Origin of the sequence: Microcystis sp. (assembly GCF_048564745.1) — a bacterium.
Lineage (GTDB): Bacteria > Cyanobacteriota > Cyanobacteriia > Cyanobacteriales > Microcystaceae > Microcystis > Microcystis ichthyoblabe_A.
In genome coordinates this window covers 56,921-73,410 of sequence record NZ_JBLZRT010000055.1, presented here as the reverse complement: position 1 = coordinate 73,410, position 16,490 = coordinate 56,921, and the positions used below count along the sequence as shown (strand labels likewise).

The window sequence follows — 16,490 nt, the reverse complement described above, 5'->3', positions numbered from 1 at the left end:
AACTATCAACAACTCATGCTTGTAAAGCTTGTACAATAGGGCTTTGAGTTTTTGTTAGATTGATATTTATCAACTTTAGAGCATTGCTGGACAGAGAGGGAGCTTGGGGAATTTTCTACAGTGTAAGTTCGGAAGAACCTTTAATAATAAATTTGCTGCGTGGGATGCAGATTGTTAATTTTGGTTTTTCATCAAAATTAGTAACCGCCTAACGCAGCCTACAAGATTAGGCGATTGCAAGATGATGCGCTCACACTCAACTTAATATCAGCATACTTTCTGTTTCACTATTGTAAAATTTAATAACGATTAAAAAATTATCCCTTAAAATTTCGATAATCTTTGCAGTGGGACTATTGCCAATACGAAGATAGATAAATTTTGGTGGATGACCATATAATAGACTGCGCTGATGAAAATCGGCATCTTTAGAGACAATTACAAAATCGTTGAATTTGGCAAATTCCCAGATAAGTGCATCATCAGTATTGATCAGTCCTAAAGTCTTGACGTGCTGAGAATCAGAATATAAATCAATTATTTTATCAATAATCCGATCTAACAAATTTTCATCTAATAACAGTTTCATAAAGAGGTGATAAATAATTTTTTCTCTCGATCAGCAGCAAAAGCCAAACAAGCTTTGATATCCTCGGAAGTTAATTCTGAAAAATCCTCAAGAATTTCTGCTTCTGTCATTCCTGCTGCTAAATATTCTAGAATATCGTACACAGTTATACGCATTCCTCGAATGCAGGGTTTTCCGCTTCGTTTTCCAGGTTCAATGGTAATAATGTTTTGGTAACTCATAATGCTTTAACTATTTTTACCTTCCCAATTATATCTTATTCGATGACAGAGATCGCACTCCACCCCACCGACAAGAACGATCACCCTTCAACTTCGTACCACTCTTAGGGTGTGAAGTGCGAAAGCATAATGCACCAATTTAATAATAAATTTGCTGCGTCGGGTGCGGATTATTGATTTTGGTTTTTCATCAGAATTAGTAGCCGCAAACACGCACCCTACAAAATTAGCAGATTAGCTATCTTAATCGGGATTTCTCCAATCTCTGAAATTACTATAGTAAAGAAATTCTTGAAAACCTTCTTTGATTTTAGCATCTACATCCGTTCTAGCTAATATTGTTTCGATAATTGCTCCTATTTCCGAGTCAATTGTTATTCTAGCTAATGCCGTCAAAAGTCCAATAATTTCCCCTTCAGCCTTATTAGCTAGTTGTTGAATAATGGGTAAAGTTTGAGCGTGATCTCGCCAATGGTTTGCTAAAGCTTCAATTGCTCTATGTTCACCCTTATTAGCTTGTTGTTGAATAATGGGTAAGGTTTGAGGATTATCTCGCCAATGGGTTACTAAAGCTTGAATTGCTTCTGGTTCACCCTTATTAGCTTGTTGTTGAATAATGGGTAAAGTTTGCGGATTATCTCGCCAATGGGTTGCTAAAGCTTCAATTGCTTGATCTTCACCCTTATTAGCTAGTTGTTGAATAATGGGTAAAGTTTGCGGATTATCTCGCCAATAATTGGCTAAAGCTTGACCTGCTGTACCTGCCGCTGATTCACCTTGTCTAGCAACTTCCTGTAGATAAACTAACGCCTCAGAATGAATTTTAGCAATTCTAGATAATTGATTAACAGCTTCCCTTGCGCCACTCCAGTAATGTTGCTCAATTGCTATGGATTGAAGAACACTCCATCCTGTCGGATCATCTTGCCAGATGTTTCCAATTTTAGCAACTGGTTTTTCCTTAAAATCAGTATCAGCATACCTATAAGACAATTTAGTTAAGGATTGAAGACTATATAACAATCTTTGACTTAGTTCAACATAAATAGACTGGTTTCGCAATTCTCCATAACAATCTGCTGCTAAAAAAAGATAAGCAAATTCCTGATCTTCTTCCTCTATATCAATGAGATAACTAATTAATTCTTCAGCAATTTCTTTAGGAAATTCTGCACTTAGCATCCCCATCAATAAACATAAAACTTCTTTCCAAACAGGATCTGAATAATGTTCTCCAAATACTTTGGTTTTCAAATCCTCAAGACTAATTCCGTCTGGTAATCCTCGGTTTTTAAATCTTTCATAAAACTCGCAAGCACAAAAGTATTCTAAAAAAGTTCGATGAACAAAAGCAAAAGCATTGCCACCTAAAGAACAAAGAATAAAATTACGATAGCGCAGTTGTTTGATGATTAAATCAGTCAGATCACTGGCATCTCGTTTGTTAATTCCTGTTTTTTCAAGATATTGAGTCAAAACATTTTCTAATTCTTCCTTATAGATTAAATTAGCAGCTAACCCTTTTTCTCCTGCTTGCATGGCACTTGCGACTAAACGCAGAATGTCCCTTTTATCTCTTAGATCAATATTGTAAAGATATTTTTTCAGTTCAGGATCAATTAATCCTTCCTTGGTTTCAAAATCCCATTGATGTAATAACACCTCTGACGCTTTTTCATAAAGTTTTGAGCGGTCTCTTGGTAATTCTTGAGTTCGATTCAGAATAGCCATCATCGTTAATAATAAAGGATTTCCTGCTAATTCTCGAATCGCTTTTGACTCCTTAATTGCCTTTTGTAAACGTTCTTGTTTTTGGGTTTTATCATCTCGATTTTCAAAAGCTAAATCATGCCAACGTTGAATAAAATCTTCAATCTGATCTTTATCTAAATCTTGGATCATAAAATGTTCAAAACCAGCATGATTTAATTCTTCTGCTTTATATCCTAACCAGCGAGAAGTTACTATAATCTGCACTTGAGGATATTGAATACTAAAACGTTTGATATCCGTGACAATTTCTTCTCTTAATTGAGGATTAAAAACTTCATCTAAGCCATCAAAAAGCACAACAACTTGACCCTTTTTAAGCTTATCATCTAAAGCAAGTTGATTGAGATGACAAATCAGATTACCTTGATGGAAAAATTCTAGAATATTCTTACACTTTTTTTCATCCTTATCTCTGGCATAAATACGCAATTCTATCAAAAGAGGAAGGGGAAGCAAAACACGCTGACTGAGTTCTTTTTCAGCCCAATTTAAAGCTAAATACTGCAATAAACTCGATTTTCCCGCCCCCGGATCGCCTAAAATTACGGTTCGTCGGTATTCAGAAGAATTGACGATATCCAAAACAGGATCTAATTTTTCATTGACATATTCTCGCCGTTTTCGTTCTAGTTCTGCTTGTATTTGTTCTAACTCCGCTTGAGTAATTTCTCCCCTATCTACAAGTTCCTGCAGCACTTCTTTAGGTAATTCATAAAGTTGAGGAATAAACTGTTTACATCGTCTCACATTTTGCGGCACAAACATTCGCCAGAGTTTGATTTGCTCATAAGTCGTTGTGTCTAAACATTCTAATTTAAGATGGCCATATTCCTTTTTTAATCCTTCCGCATAGTTATCTAAATTGTAATCTGTTTTAACTCCTGCTATTTCTTGAATATTTTGGCTATCTTGATCCTGTAACTTAACTAAAAAAACGGCTCTTAACTTTTCAGAATTTTGAATAATTTCCTGGGTTTTTCTCAAATAAAATTTACCTAGTTTTTCCCAGTTAAATTCAGCAGGTAACGGGGGTAAATTAAGTCTTTGCCAAGATTGAGCTAACGTCAAAGTATCAAGAACTTGACAATCAATATCAAAAGCATCCCCTAAAATAGGTTCAACTTGTTCATCTTTAATAAAAGTATTGAGGGGTTTTTCAAAGTTTTTAATTTGATCATCTTCCAGATCGGCCATTTCTAACTGTTGCTGAAAGAGTTCTAAAAACTCCTTCATTGCTTTGCCATAAGCTTCTTTTTGAACATCTTTTTCAGGTAAGTGTAACACTTTACCTAGACTATTTTTAAAAAATTCCTTTCCGTAATCTTTTGCACCCTCTATTGCCAACTCTTGCATTACTGAACGAACAAGCGAACCTGCGGCTTGAGTAACCCCCCAGACAATTAACGGGTCAACCATGGCGATAAACTTAAGATTCTGTGGATACTATCTAAGCTTACCAACTTTAATCGTTTTTCGTCTATCGTTCCGACAAATGAAGAGAACGATTTAAAATATCCTCAATACCGTAGGGACAAATGGGGGGAAACTCTAATCCCGTCTCTCTAAAGGCATCGCAACAAGCAACAGCATAGAGTTTAAATAGGCTTTCATCGGTTAAATATCGCTTTAAACTGGGGCTATCGTCCAAATAAAGCCTAATATTAGCTCTTTCTCGCTGAATAGTTCCCAACCAACCCCTGGATCGCCGTTGAGGTTGATAGTCCCACTTTAATAAATGATGCAAAATTAATCTGAGACTAGCAAGTAAGCGATCGCGCTCCCGTTTCGACAAATCCCGCACCTCTTCGACTAAATTCTCAATATCTAACTCGGAAAACCGACCGGAGGCTAATAAATCGGCCATTTGTTCGGCCCAAAGTCCAAAGTCTTGCTCATAGGATGCCGTCATCGATTTATCTCCTTCTAAGCTCAATTAAAATTATATTAAACCTCTTGCATAATTAATTTTTGATGGTTCAAAAACAGCAAAAACAAGGATTAAATTACCCAAAATCTGTAAATTATGATTCATTGATGACTGAGAAACCGGCATCGTTTCAAAGATTGCCGAACCATTAACGGGTTTTGCGTCTTCGGATGACATTATTAGAATAACGAGAAGGTTTTGGCCGGGGTTCTTTTCCCCCTCCCAATTCGCGACTAACTTGCTGAAAAATATCCCGTCGCAGCACAGGATATTCCCCTATCCACTGGTCGAGTTGGGGAAGATGGACATCAGAAAGCTGATTGATATCCCCTAAATCGGGGTCTCGAGACATTAACAAAGCTTCGGCCACCATCCCGGGACGGATCGATTTATGGATGCGTTTGAGGGGAGCGCGAACGATCGCCGAAAAGCCAGTTTGATCACCGATTTCTAGATTAATACAGCGTTGGCGATTTTCGATAATCTCTAATTCCCCGCGTTTATTGACCCTTTCTTCTTCCCCGATTAATTCCTCGGTGACAAAAGCATCGAAAACGCGACCGCGCCAAAACCCCCCATAGGGAAGACGACGATAGGTATTATTGCGAACACTGGCCCAGTAAACCGGACCCCAGAGCCAATATAAACCGGCGATAATGTCGAAAATCAGTTTAATTGTTAAACCACCGGGGCCGAATAAATTACCGATTAACCAAGCTGCGGTGAGAGCGATGATAGAAATGAATAAACGGCGCAGAAAATCAGACCATTTACCCCAATAGTGAGCGTACTGGGGGCCGGTGGCGATAATCGGGACAATTTGCTCGATCGATTGACGGGTAAGGGGAACCAACATTATCAGTTATCGGTTATTCGTGAACGGGTAGGCTCTAGGAGAGGACGTTTACCTTTCATTTAGGCTCGCTATATCAGTTATGACAGCGTTTCTCATAACTAGATGAAGTGTAACCTAATTTGGTATCGACCACCGACTTCGCAAAAGGAAAACTTTGTACCTCATCACTAAGATAAATGCTATAGTTTTGGGGAATTGTCTATCTGTTGGTCGCCATTCATTCCATCGCTAAAAGCTCAGGACTTCTGGCGAAATTTCAGCTAAAAGTTAAATCCCGCAAGAAGTCCGATGAAACAATCTATAATAAAATCAATGCTGTTTTGTTCCCAAAGACTGCCACCATGACTTCTTCCCCGGTTAAATCCTTAAATTCTCAGGCTGTAACCACTCAACATTTACCCCCGTTAGAAAATGGGGATCGCTTAATTCGTCCCGAATTCGAGCGCCGTTATCAAGCTATGCCAGGATTAAAAAAAGCCGAACTGATCGAAGGAGTTGTATATATGGCATCCCCATTAAGGTTTAAATTTCATGCTGAACCCCACGGACGTTTAATCACTTGGTTGGGAGTTTATCAAGCTGCTACCCCCCAAGTACAAATGGGTATTGAGCCAACAGTCCGCTTGGATATCGACAACGAACTACAGCCGGATGGGGTGTTATTAATCAGTCAAGAAAGCGGTGGAAAATCAACCCTAACTGTAGAGGGATACCTAGAAGGAGCGCCGGAATTAGTGGTAGAAATTGCCGCTAGTAGTGCCGCCATAGATTTAGGGGATAAAAAACGCGCTTATCGACGCAGTGGCATTCAAGAATATCTTATTTGGCAGGTATTTGACCAAAAAATTGATTGGTTTAGTTTAGAAAATGGCGATTATATTTCTTTGTTACCCAACCAAGAAGGGGTGATTTGTTCTCTAGTATTTCCGGGTTTGTGGTTAGATATTTCAGCTTGCAGTGAGCTTGTCGAATCTGCCATGCTCAACGGCAATATGTCACGGGTGTTGGACATCTTAAAGGCTGGAATTAACTCGGTAGAACATCAAGAATTTATCCAAAAGTTAACCGCAACGCAGTCGGGGGAAGCCAAATGAAACCTCCAGCTATTCTGATTTTAGGAGAAACCAGTATCCCCGTTGCTCGTCAAGTGCAAATGGCCCTACCGGAAGCAGTGGTTTATGGGTTAATAAAGCGTACCCATTCGGCTGATTTTACCTATACTAATTTTGGTGAAACGGTGCGAGAATTTTTCCAGACGGGAACGCCAATTATTGGCATTTGTGCGGCGGGTATTTTGATTCGCACTTTAGCACCTTTATTAACTAATAAATGGCAAGAACCACCTGTATTAGCAATCGCAGAAGATGGCAGTGCCGTAGTGCCTTTGTTGGGGGGTTTACAAGGGGTTAATGATCTCGCTCGTCAAATTGCCTCGGTTTTGCAAATTTCCCCCGCAATTACCACCACTGGTGATATTAGATTTAAAACGACTTTATTATCGCCACCACCGGGTTATCAGTTAGTTAATCCCGATGATGCTAAGAAGTTTCTTGCCGATTTATTGGCTGGTGAAAAAGTAAAATTAATCGGTGAAGCGGACTGGTTAAAAAATAGTAATTTACCGATTTCATCAGCAGCAAAACTGAGCATTGAGATTATCGATAAAAGTAACTTAAACTTAGCACAACCTAGCAATACCTGTTTAGTTTATCTCTGGGAAGAAAGCCAGGAAATTAAGGAAAAATCTGGTTTACTACTGGGGGATTTAGACCTGGAAAGTCAAGGTAAATTAGCCATAGTTGGAACTGGACCGGGTGCGCTAAATTGGATGTCGCCGGAAGTTCGAGAAGTGTTGGAAAAAGCCACGGATTGGGTGGGTTATAAAACTTATTTGGATTTGGTAGAATCCCTGAGAAAACCAGAAATTGTCCGCCATGAATCGGATAATCGGGTGGAACTTGATCGCGCAGAAATAGCCCTAGATTTAGCGGCTAAGGGGCGATCGGTTGTCTTAGTTTCCTCCGGAGATCCGGGAATTTATGCCATGGCCGCGGCCGTGTTTGAGGTATTAGAAAAAAAAGCAAAACCGGCATGGGATGCGATCGCAATTCAGGTCTGTCCGGGGATTTCGGCGATGCAGGCGGCGGCGGCGAGGGTTGGCGCGCCTTTAGGCCATGATTTTTGTGCGATTTCCCTATCAGATATTCTCAAATCTTGGCAGGTGATTTCTCAGCGCATTGAGTTAGCAGCCCGAGCAGATTTAGCGATCGCATTTTATAATCCTGTGTCTCAAGAGCGCACTTGGCAATTGGAGAAGGCAAAAGAGATTTTATTACAATGGCGATCGCCGCAAACTCCCGTGGTACTAGCGCGTAATTTAGGACGAAAAGGGGAAACAGTGACGGTGAAATTCCTAGAGGATATGACTATTAACGATGCGGATATGCGAACCATAATTTTGATCGGATCGAGTAAAACTCGCCTGATTGAGCAGGGTAAAACCAAGCAATGGGTTTATACTCCACGTCACTATTAAAAGGATTAATGATACTCATACTAAATCCGTTGAGTACAGGCTAGTTATGAGGAGAGGCACTCATGCAAGAGGCAAAAGGGAATAAATAATCAGTTTTTAATACCAATTCTCCAAAGTCTGACTACAGAAGTTTAATCCCCCTAAATCCCCCTTAAAAAGGGTGACTTAAATTCGATGTGTAGTTTTCATTTAGAGAAATGGTATAATAACTGGATTTAGTATCAATCCCCCCAGCTACGATTGAATCATCTTAATCTGTAAGGGAAGTTGCCAAAAAGGAGACGATCGTGCGACGGGGAAGACATAAAATTTTTATCGGTATGGCTCCGGGGGTCGGGAAAACCTACAAGATGCTGGAGGAGGGGCATAGCCTCAGAAAGCAGGGAACCGACGTAGTGATCGGACTTCTCGAAACCCACGGCCGGAAAGAGACCGCCGAAAAAGCCGAGGGATTGGAAATCGTACCGAGAAAAATCCTAGAGAAAGAGGGATTCACTCTCTCGGAAATGGATACAGAAGCGATTATCGCCCGCTCGCCGCGGCTGTGTCTGATCGATGAATTGGCCCACACGAATGCACCAGGTTCGGAGCGAGAGAAACGTTTTCAGGATGTGGAGATAATTTTATCCCAGGGAATCGATGTTTACTCGACCGTGAATATCCAGCATATCGAGAGTTTAAACGATCTGGTCGCCCGAATCACTGGGGTGGTGGTGCGGGAGCGAATACCCGATCGAATTTTGGAGGAAGCTGATGAAGTGATCGTGGTAGATGTTACCGCCGAAACCCTAGAGGAAAGATTATTGGCGGGAAAAATCTACGCTCCCGAAAAGATACAACAATCTTTAAATAATTTCTTTCAACGGCGCAATTTAATCGCCCTCCGGGAACTGGCCCTGCGCGAGGTGGCCGATACGGTAGAAGAAGAAGCGAGTAATTCCACAAAATTTATCGGTCAATCCTGTCCCGTTCACGAACGGGTATTAGTCTGTGTTTCCACCTATCCCAACTCTTTACGATTATTACGTCGGGGAGCGCGGATAGCGGGGTATATGAACGCCGAATTTTTCGTCATTTTCGTCGATAACCCCGATCGCTTTCTCACGAAAGAGGAGGCTTTACATATCGAAACCTGCCAACGTTTATGTCGGGAATTCGAGGGGAAATTCTTACGGGTTAAAAGCTATCAGGTGGCGGCAGCGATCGCCGAAGTGGCCGAGCGCGAACGAATCACCCAGATTGTGATCGGGGAGAGCCTTCAATCGCGCTGGAAGCATTTCATCAAAGGTTCTTTCACCCAAAAACTCATGCGCCTGATCTGGCAGAAAAATATCGATCTTCACATCATCGCCACCGAGCCGAAAGTACCGATTAAAAACGCGCGAGCCAAGGGGGTGAAAAGATAACTACCGCTCCGCTATTTACCAAGGAAGTTCTGGTGAAAGAATTTTCCTTAGTATAAGCTGTTGACTATCTAAATTATTGGTTAAGACTGTCTATGATCGGGGAGAAGGAGGCTGGGTCGAGGAAGTTCGATCATTTGTACTAAAATTTTCAGGACGCGGTTTAAATATAGTACAGCTTATCTATAGGAGGATTTCGGCAAAACATGAAAATTATCGCCTACACCTATACCAATCCCCTGCTCGATAGTCCCCCCGATGCCTCGATTTCGACCTATTCTCCCGAACAAGTGTATCAGGATTTTGGTGATCGCTCACAAAGGCAGCAACTGCTCCGCGATTGTCAAGGGACCCCCCCCCGACTGCTGATCCTGCGTCGCCTAGCAGAATTGGGAGACAATGGCACGGAAGTTAGCAAAATTTTACAATCTTTAGAAGCCCTCGACATAGATATAATTGCCCTAGAAGACCCAGATTATAAGCTGAATTTTGCCAAGATTCTGCAAGAAATATCAAAAAACGAACTAAGTAATCGTTTAAAAGCAGGTCACGCTCACAATCGTCTGCAAGCTTTGCCTCCTCCCGGAAAAGCACCCTACGGTTATCGTCGTGGCAAGGAGCGTTATATACTCGATCGCAGTACCGCGCCAGTAGTCAAAGACTTTTTTGATCGCTTTTTGATTTCCGCTTCCCTGCGTTCCACGGTGCGCTATCTAGAAAAACGCTACGGTAAAAAGATATCGGTAGCTACTGCCCATAAATGGCTGACCAATCCCGTTTATCGCGGCGATTTGTGCTATCTCGGTCAAGATATTATCCCCGATACCCACACCCCGATTATCTCCCGGGAAGAAGCAGCCCAGATTGATCGCATCCTGAGAAATAATCGCAAATTACCCCCCCGCAGTGCCAGCGCCCCGCGTTCCTTAGCGGGTTTAGTCGTTTGTAGTCAATGTCAATCGGGGATGACGATTACCAAAGTGACAGCGCGAGGAAAAAGCCCGGAATACCTCTATTTGCGACCTTTGCAATGTCCCCGGACGAAAAAATGTTCGGCGATCGCTTATGAGAAAATTCTCGACAGCACAATCGAGCGCATTTGTCAAGACCTACCACCGACGATCGCCCAGATATCTTTACCGGATTTAGAGGGGATCAAACGGGGAATGAGCGAGGAAATAGGGCAAAAAAACGATATTTTGTCGCAATTGCCCTCCCTAGAAGCGGCGGGAATTTTAGATCAAGAAACGGCTAATCTACGGGCCTATAAACTGAAAAACGAGATCGCGCAGATTCAAGGACGTTTAGACCAATTACCCCCCGATAACCTGACTATTATCGCTCGTGCCGTTGCTTTTCCGCAATTTTGGCGAGATTTATCGGAAATAGAGCGCCGTTTTTATTTTCGTGAGTTTATCCGTCGCATCGAAATCGAGAGAGAAACGGCTAATAATTGGCATTTACGTTTAATCTTCGTTTTTTAACAGTCTTGGACAATCTTAAAGTTAGCTAAAAATTGAGGAATTTGTGAGGGATCAATGCTAAGAAAAAGGCCAACAGCGATCAATCTCAACTATGAGCAATAACAAAAGATTAACTAGGTATAAAAAAGGGCGAAAATCCTCCCAGACAAAACCCCACCTTTACGATTATCACTATAATCAACCCGGGACGATGCCGGGGTTAATCACCATCGATGAAAATGCCGTTGCTACCGAGATATTTTTAATTAATTATAATTCTCAACAAGCCACTATAGTTAATAATCTCTTACCTCAAGACTGTCTTAAATATTTATCCAATGATTCCATCTCTTGGGTTGATATCGTCGGTTTGGGTAATGAAGATAAACTGCAAGAGTTGGGGGAAATTTTTCATTTACATCCCTTAACCCTTGAGGATATAGTCAGTATTCCCCAAAGACCAAAAGTAGAAGAATGCGAGAATTATATTTTAATTATAGTGCCAATGGCTATCCTGATCGATCATCAGGGTTTTTTGCTAGAACAAATCAGTTTAATAGTCGGGAAGAATTATGTTTTAACCGTGCAGGAAGAAGGACAATACGATTCTTTAGAGGGAGTTAGGGAAAGAATCCGTTTAAATAAAGGTTCCATCCGGCAGCAAAAATCGGGTTATTTAGCCTACTCGATTTGGGATGCCATTATTGACGGTTATTTTCCTGTTTTAGAGTCCTACGGAGAAAGAATCGAGGAGTTAGAAAACGAAATTTTAGCTAGTCCCACGGAGCAGACTTTATCAAAAATTTACCAACTACGTCAGGAATTACTCTCCCTCCGACGAGCAATTTGGCCGCAAAGAGACATCCTCAATGCTCTTTTACGCGATGAGTATATTGTCATCGATATAACCATTAAACCCTATCTAAGGGACTGTTATGACCATGTGGTACAAATCCTCGATGTTATCGAAAATTACCGGGAATTTGCCAATGGTTTAATGGATTTTTACCTGTCTTCCGTGAGTAATAAAATGAACGAGATTATGAAAACTTTAACGGTAATATCGACGATTTTTATCCCTCTCACCTTCATTGTCGGTATTTATGGTATGAACTTTAATACTGATAAATCCCCCTATAATATGCCCGAATTAGAATGGTATTGGGGCTATGTGTTCGTCTGGGTATTGATGCTAACCGTTGCTTTCAGTTTAATCATTTTCTTTTGGCGACGCGGCTGGTTTAAGAACCTATCGACAGTGAAGAAAAGATAAACTGTTAAGCAGATTAGACAGACTGGATCTCATTGCTGGCATCTAGCAAGAGAAAATGGCTATTGCAGAGAAATCAATAATTTAGTGTCTGCGGTATTTTTTAACACTTTCAGTTGATGGCTTCTAATTTTGTCCAACCAACTATAGTGCTGGTTGCGACATTGATAGACGATATCGATGTCACCAATCTCTGACTTAACTTGAGCCAAGTAGTTTTCTAGTTCGCTAATTTTCATAATCAATCTCGCTTGCGCTGAAGGACATCAACCCCAAACCAAGAATTATCGCTAAAGGATAGGGGTGACTACAGTTACTATTATAGGCCGATCATAATTCTTAAAAAAGTTCTTATCTAACAAAGTTGGCTAATGTCAGGGTTAGATGATAAGCTGCCTGCGAATTTAAATTGCCTGTTGAGATGAGGTCCTCTTGCACTCTTGCAAAAGGCAACAGTAAAAGGATTGGGGAGATTAAGCTAATCTAAGGATAGGTGGTTAGAATGCGTCCTAACTTATCGGCGAAGTTTCTTTCTAGTCGTCCAGGGGGCAGCGCCATGACTAGGTAAACGGGCTAATTTACCGAAGAAAGGTCAAAGTAATGCCCAAGCAATGCCGATAATCGCGCCAAGTCAAGAAATAAAAAATTCTTCATATTGTCTTTTACTTCGCCCAGCTTCGATAATTAATTCGGATATTAGAACTCTTGCAAATTAATTATATGTTATAATTATAGGCTAACTAATTTTTTGGGAAAATTAGTTAATTGGTACCTTTGTAATGAATGAAAACCTGAAGTTTTACTTTTAACTCAAAACTCTTTAGATATGCTTGAATTTGGTTATCAAAACCTCTTTATTTAAGCGGCACAAACTATCTCAATTTTTATAATTGAGAATAATTATGGCTCTTCTGAGTTTGGTATGCTTCTCGGCGGTTTATCAGGAGCTTAAAGGATTGAAACACCTTCCAGATAAGTCTTTTGTGTTTTTTTCCAGATCTAAATTGAATTAATCCTTTGCCGGATAGGGTTTCCAGCTAATCAGATGAACCTTTCAGCTTTTATAAACAGTTCACTGACGACCTGGAATTTAAGGCCCTGCTCCTCGGTTTTCTCTTGAATCGATTCCTGCAGCGATCGAATACTTCCGAAGCTAAGACAGACTCAGTTTAACATTCGATCGAACTTTGCCGCCGATCCCTGACCAATGACAGGGTAAGAACGGGGGTCTTCCCCCGACATTTGAGATAAAATCGATCTAGTTAAAAATTTAATTCCGAAACTATGTTCGACGCACTGGCCGACCGCTTAGAAGACGCATGGAAAAAATTACGAGGTCAAGATAAAATCTCCTCGGCCAATATACAAGAAACCCTCAAAGAAGTCCGGCGGGCTTTATTAGAAGCAGATGTTAACCTACAGGTAGTCAAGGGATTTATTGCTGAGGTCGAGAAACAAGCCCTCGGCGCTGAAGTGATTTCCGGAGTCAATCCCGGTCAGCAATTTATCAAAATTGTCTATGATGAATTAGTCAAAATTATGGGGGAAAGCAACGTTCCCCTAGCTCAGGCCGATAAACCCCCCACCGTAATTTTAATGGCCGGGTTGCAAGGGACAGGAAAAACCACCGCCACCGCCAAATTAGCCCTATATCTCCGCAAACAGTCCAAAAGCTGCCTGATGGTGGCCACCGATGTTTACCGTCCGGCGGCCATTGACCAATTAATCACCCTCGGTAAACAGATAAATGTTCCCGTCTTCGAGATGGGTTCTCAGGCTAATCCCGTCGATATCGCCCGTCAAGGTGTGGAAAAAGCCAAAGAATTGGGCGTAGATACCGTTATCATCGACACCGCCGGTCGTTTGCAGATAGACACCCAGATGATGGGCGAACTAGCACAAATCAAGAAAATTGTCAAGCCCGACGACACTTTATTAGTGGTGGATGCGATGACCGGTCAGGAAGCGGCCAGTCTTACCAACACTTTTCACCAACAAATCGGCATCACGGGGGCAATTCTCACCAAACTTGATGGCGATACTCGCGGTGGGGCAGCCCTATCAGTGCGGCAAATATCGGGACAACCGATTAAATTTGTTGGGGTTGGGGAAAAAGTAGAAGCTTTAGAGCCATTTTATCCCGATCGCCTTGCCAGTCGCATCCTCAATATGGGTGATGTTCTGACGCTAGTGGAAAAAGCTCAGGAACAGTTAGACCTAGAAGACGCGGCCAAAATGCAGGCCAAGATTTTAGAGGCTAAGTTTGATTTTAATGACTTCCTCAAACAGATGCGGCTGTTAAAAAATATGGGTTCCCTGGGGGGAGTCTTAAAGTTAATCCCCGGTCTGGGCAAACTGAGCGGTACAGACATCGAAAAGGGCGAAAAAGAGTTAAAACGCACGGAAGCGATGATTAATTCCATGACCACGGAGGAACGCGCTAACCCCGATTTATTGGCTAAGTCTCCTAATCGTCGTCGTCGCATTGCCAAAGGTTCGGGACATCCAGAAACGGAAGTGACCAAACTAATTGCTAATTTCACCAGAATGCGATCGATGATGCAACAGATGGGACGGGGACAAATGCCCGCTATGCCGGGGATGCCCGGTATGGGTGGCGGAATGTTTGGGGGGGGCAATCAACCGGGGTTCCGCGGTCAAGGTGGCAGCCCGAAAAAACCGAAGAAAATCAAGAAAAAGAAAGGTTTTGGCGATTTATAGGGGCTAAAAATGTTGAAATCCAGAGCTTAAACTGAGGTTTCTACCATCGGCCAATTTTATCTCTTTCCCCCGGACGATTTGACCGATTATCGCCCCCTCTTCCCCCACTTTCTCCAGCAATTCTCTGGCACTGTCCGGGGGCAAACACAAAACTAACTCAAAGTCTTCACCGCCGTATAAAGCCCATTCTAGAGCTTTTTCGGCTCCTACATATTCTTTCAGGGTTGGATGCAGGGGAATCCTCTCGATTTCAGCACCAACCCCACTACAGCGACAAATTTGCATGATGGCATCTGCTAACCCGTCACTGCTATCCATGCCGGCGATGGGAAATTGCTTGACAATTTTTTGTAAATGTGGTATGCAATCAAGTCTCGGTCGCGGCCGTTGATGAGCTTGGATTAATCGCTTTTTTTGGGCGGAATTTAAATTCCTCCCGGTTTCAGGGTGAAAGAGTAACTCTAATCCAGCCCGCGATAAACCGTGATAACCGGTAATAACGATACTATCGCCAACTTTTGCGTTAAAACGTCTAGTTTCTTCATTTTTTGCCACTTGTCCCAGGGCGGTGATGCTGATGTTAATCTCCGTGGCCCGACAGACATCGCCACCAACGATCGCCGTCTGATATACTTGCAGACAAGAGCTAAGACCCCGATAGAGTCCTTCTAGCCAATCGATGGCTAGATCGGGAGTTAAAGCCAATCCTACCGTAATTCCCAGGGGTTCTGCCCCCATAGCCGCTAAATCGGATAAATTAGCCGCCGCCGCTCGCCAGCCCACATCTTCCGGAGAGGTGGTAAGATCGCTAAAGTGGACGTTATTAACTAAAACATCAGTGGTGACGACGAGAGAGTAACCCTCTTTCAGGGATAAAATCGCCCCATCATCACCGATAATCTCCGCAGGACAATATTTTTGCAGAATCGGTAGCAATCCCTGTTCACCCAAGTCTTTAACGGTTAAATTCATAATTTCTGGGAATTGAACGATGCAGCTTCTAAAAAGTCTTTAGTTAAGAGGATTGGCGCTGATTTTTTCGTAGGCGCGATCGATAATTCCCCGACCGCGCAAAAAGCCGGTATTAGCCCCCGGACAAAGATAGGAGAGGGTTTCCGGGCTAAAACGGTCTAAAATGATCTTTTGCGATCGCAATTGCCGCAGCCAGTGGAAAGTTTTCGCGGTCTGTAGGGGTCGCGGTTGACCCTTAGTGTCGGGGAGAAGATGACGACCGGTAAATAAAACCCCCCCATGACGGTTCCAGTAGAGACAGGAGGAGCCGGGAGAATGGCCAGGAGTCCAAAAACCGCTACAAGTGGGAGATAACTGGATTTGCTGCTGAAAAACGGTAATTTGACGGTGAGGAAGCAGATAGGCTTCCTGTTCCTGTAGAATAATCTCACAATCAAGTAAACTTTGCAGAGAATCGCTCTGCTTACCCTGACCCCCGCGATGGGTAAAAAATAGGTAACGGACTCCCTTTTCTCGGAGAAAATCCCGCTCGCTCTCGTCGCAGCTAGGACAATCCACCAGAATATTACCAGTATTTTCTACAATAAGATAAGAGGTTCCCCCTAGGGTTTCCCGATTAGGCGAGAAAGCGTATAAACCTTCTAGAATTAATCGAGGGGGTTTTGTAGTTTTGCTAACCTCTAAAGGAGACGATTCGGTTTCCGATCGCATGGTTTGCCTATCCAAATCACAATCAATGCGGTTTATAACTTAGCACGA

General features: G+C 42.2%; 15 protein-coding genes. 6 read left to right on the top strand and 9 right to left on the bottom strand.

Annotated features, from left to right (window positions below; translation table 11 throughout):
• Positions 1-256 precede the first annotated feature (256 nt).
• From ACOCD9_RS08430 to ACOCD9_RS08405, 6 genes are all read right to left on the bottom strand, one after another.
• Positions 257-589 carry a DUF5615 family PIN-like protein gene (locus ACOCD9_RS08430; protein ID WP_287699980.1) on the bottom strand — a complete coding sequence of 111 codons (333 nt, stop codon included), beginning with the start codon at positions 587-589 and terminating at the stop codon, positions 257-259.
• The gene (locus ACOCD9_RS08425; RefSeq protein ID WP_002745983.1) at positions 586-810 is read right to left on the bottom strand and encodes a DUF433 domain-containing protein; all 225 of its coding nucleotides are present in this window, start codon (positions 808-810) and stop codon (positions 586-588) included. The genes ACOCD9_RS08430 and ACOCD9_RS08425 overlap by 4 nt, the downstream gene beginning before the upstream one ends.
• A 243-nt stretch (positions 811-1,053) precedes the next feature.
• On the bottom strand, positions 1,054-3,999 hold the full coding sequence (locus ACOCD9_RS08420) for an NACHT domain-containing protein (RefSeq protein ID WP_419547074.1): 2,946 nt from the start codon (positions 3,997-3,999) through the stop codon (positions 1,054-1,056).
• A 61-nt stretch (positions 4,000-4,060) separates the two neighbouring features.
• Entirely contained in the window at positions 4,061-4,492 is a 432-nt protein-coding gene (locus tag ACOCD9_RS08415) for a DUF29 domain-containing protein (protein WP_190723044.1), read from the bottom strand.
• Positions 4,493-4,522: 30 nt separating this feature from the next.
• Entirely contained in the window at positions 4,523-4,687 is a 165-nt protein-coding gene (locus tag ACOCD9_RS08410) for a hypothetical protein (RefSeq protein ID WP_287699983.1), read from the bottom strand.
• Positions 4,659-5,366 (bottom strand): hypothetical protein, encoded by a 708-nt coding sequence (locus ACOCD9_RS08405; protein ID WP_002740014.1) that lies wholly within the window; start codon positions 5,364-5,366, stop codon positions 4,659-4,661. Before ACOCD9_RS08405 ends, ACOCD9_RS08410 begins: the two co-directional genes overlap by 29 nt.
• A gap of 341 nt (positions 5,367-5,707) precedes the next feature.
• Here ACOCD9_RS08405 and ACOCD9_RS08400 point away from each other — a divergent pair, with 341 nt between their 5' ends.
• The 5 genes from ACOCD9_RS08400 to corA all read left to right on the top strand — a co-directional run bounded on the left by ACOCD9_RS08400 (position 5,708) and on the right by corA (position 12,041).
• Positions 5,708-6,460 (top strand): Uma2 family endonuclease, encoded by a 753-nt coding sequence (locus ACOCD9_RS08400; protein ID WP_419547073.1) that lies wholly within the window; start codon positions 5,708-5,710, stop codon positions 6,458-6,460.
• A complete protein-coding gene (cobJ, locus tag ACOCD9_RS08395) occupies positions 6,457-7,902 on the top strand; it encodes a precorrin-3B C(17)-methyltransferase (RefSeq protein WP_287699985.1) in 1,446 nt (481 codons plus the stop codon). Before ACOCD9_RS08400 ends, cobJ begins: the two co-directional genes overlap by 4 nt.
• Positions 7,903-8,189: 287 nt before the next feature.
• Complete coding sequence (locus ACOCD9_RS08390) at positions 8,190-9,308, top strand: universal stress protein (protein ID WP_419547071.1); 1,119 nt, start codon at positions 8,190-8,192, stop codon at positions 9,306-9,308.
• Positions 9,309-9,511: 203 nt separating this feature from the next.
• The gene (locus ACOCD9_RS08385; RefSeq protein ID WP_419547069.1) at positions 9,512-10,789 is read left to right on the top strand and encodes a recombinase family protein; all 1,278 of its coding nucleotides are present in this window, start codon (positions 9,512-9,514) and stop codon (positions 10,787-10,789) included.
• 91 nt (positions 10,790-10,880) lie between these two features.
• Positions 10,881-12,041: a magnesium/cobalt transporter CorA gene (corA, locus tag ACOCD9_RS08380; RefSeq protein WP_287699988.1), complete on the top strand. Its 1,161-nt coding sequence runs from the start codon at positions 10,881-10,883 to the stop codon at positions 12,039-12,041.
• Positions 12,042-12,100: 59 nt separating this feature from the next.
• On the opposite strand, the gene ACOCD9_RS08375 is transcribed toward corA, so the two are convergent.
• Positions 12,101-12,277 (bottom strand): hypothetical protein, encoded by a 177-nt coding sequence (locus tag ACOCD9_RS08375; RefSeq protein WP_008199960.1) that lies wholly within the window; start codon positions 12,275-12,277, stop codon positions 12,101-12,103.
• A gap of 1,045 nt (positions 12,278-13,322) precedes the next feature.
• Here ACOCD9_RS08375 and ffh point away from each other — a divergent pair.
• A complete protein-coding gene (gene ffh, locus ACOCD9_RS08370) occupies positions 13,323-14,759 on the top strand; it encodes a signal recognition particle protein (RefSeq protein ID WP_002759594.1) in 1,437 nt (478 codons plus the stop codon).
• 3 nt (positions 14,760-14,762) lie between these two features.
• On the opposite strand, the gene thiL is transcribed toward ffh, so the two are convergent.
• Both thiL and ACOCD9_RS08360 read right to left on the bottom strand, forming a co-directional pair.
• Positions 14,763-15,731, bottom strand: coding sequence for a thiamine-phosphate kinase (gene thiL, locus ACOCD9_RS08365; RefSeq protein ID WP_419547066.1), 969 nt, complete (start codon positions 15,729-15,731; stop codon positions 14,763-14,765).
• A 39-nt stretch (positions 15,732-15,770) separates the two neighbouring features.
• Complete coding sequence (locus ACOCD9_RS08360; protein ID WP_419547064.1) at positions 15,771-16,442, bottom strand: MBL fold metallo-hydrolase; 672 nt, start codon at positions 16,440-16,442, stop codon at positions 15,771-15,773.
• Positions 16,443-16,490: the final 48 nt, after the last annotated feature.

Coding starts and splice junctions, on each gene's coding strand:
- ACOCD9_RS08420 (WP_419547074.1), bottom strand. CDS start 3,999: ATGGTTGACCCGTTAATTGTCTGGGGGGTTACTCAAGCCGCAGGTTCG.
- ACOCD9_RS08415 (WP_190723044.1), bottom strand. CDS start 4,492: ATGACGGCATCCTATGAGCAAGACTTTGGACTTTGGGCCGAACAAATG.
- corA (WP_287699988.1), top strand. CDS start 10,881: ATGAGCAATAACAAAAGATTAACTAGGTATAAAAAAGGGCGAAAATCC.
- ACOCD9_RS08405 (WP_002740014.1), bottom strand. CDS start 5,366: ATGTTGGTTCCCCTTACCCGTCAATCGATCGAGCAAATTGTCCCGATT.
- ACOCD9_RS08425 (WP_002745983.1), bottom strand. CDS start 810: ATGAGTTACCAAAACATTATTACCATTGAACCTGGAAAACGAAGCGGA.
- ffh (WP_002759594.1), top strand. CDS start 13,323: ATGTTCGACGCACTGGCCGACCGCTTAGAAGACGCATGGAAAAAATTA.
- ACOCD9_RS08375 (WP_008199960.1), bottom strand. CDS start 12,277: ATGAAAATTAGCGAACTAGAAAACTACTTGGCTCAAGTTAAGTCAGAG.
- ACOCD9_RS08410 (WP_287699983.1), bottom strand. CDS start 4,687: ATGTCATCCGAAGACGCAAAACCCGTTAATGGTTCGGCAATCTTTGAA.
- thiL (WP_419547066.1), bottom strand. CDS start 15,731: ATGAATTTAACCGTTAAAGACTTGGGTGAACAGGGATTGCTACCGATT.
- ACOCD9_RS08430 (WP_287699980.1), bottom strand. CDS start 589: ATGAAACTGTTATTAGATGAAAATTTGTTAGATCGGATTATTGATAAA.
- ACOCD9_RS08400 (WP_419547073.1), top strand. CDS start 5,708: ATGACTTCTTCCCCGGTTAAATCCTTAAATTCTCAGGCTGTAACCACT.
- ACOCD9_RS08385 (WP_419547069.1), top strand. CDS start 9,512: ATGAAAATTATCGCCTACACCTATACCAATCCCCTGCTCGATAGTCCC.
- ACOCD9_RS08360 (WP_419547064.1), bottom strand. CDS start 16,442: ATGCGATCGGAAACCGAATCGTCTCCTTTAGAGGTTAGCAAAACTACA.
- cobJ (WP_287699985.1), top strand. CDS start 6,457: ATGAAACCTCCAGCTATTCTGATTTTAGGAGAAACCAGTATCCCCGTT.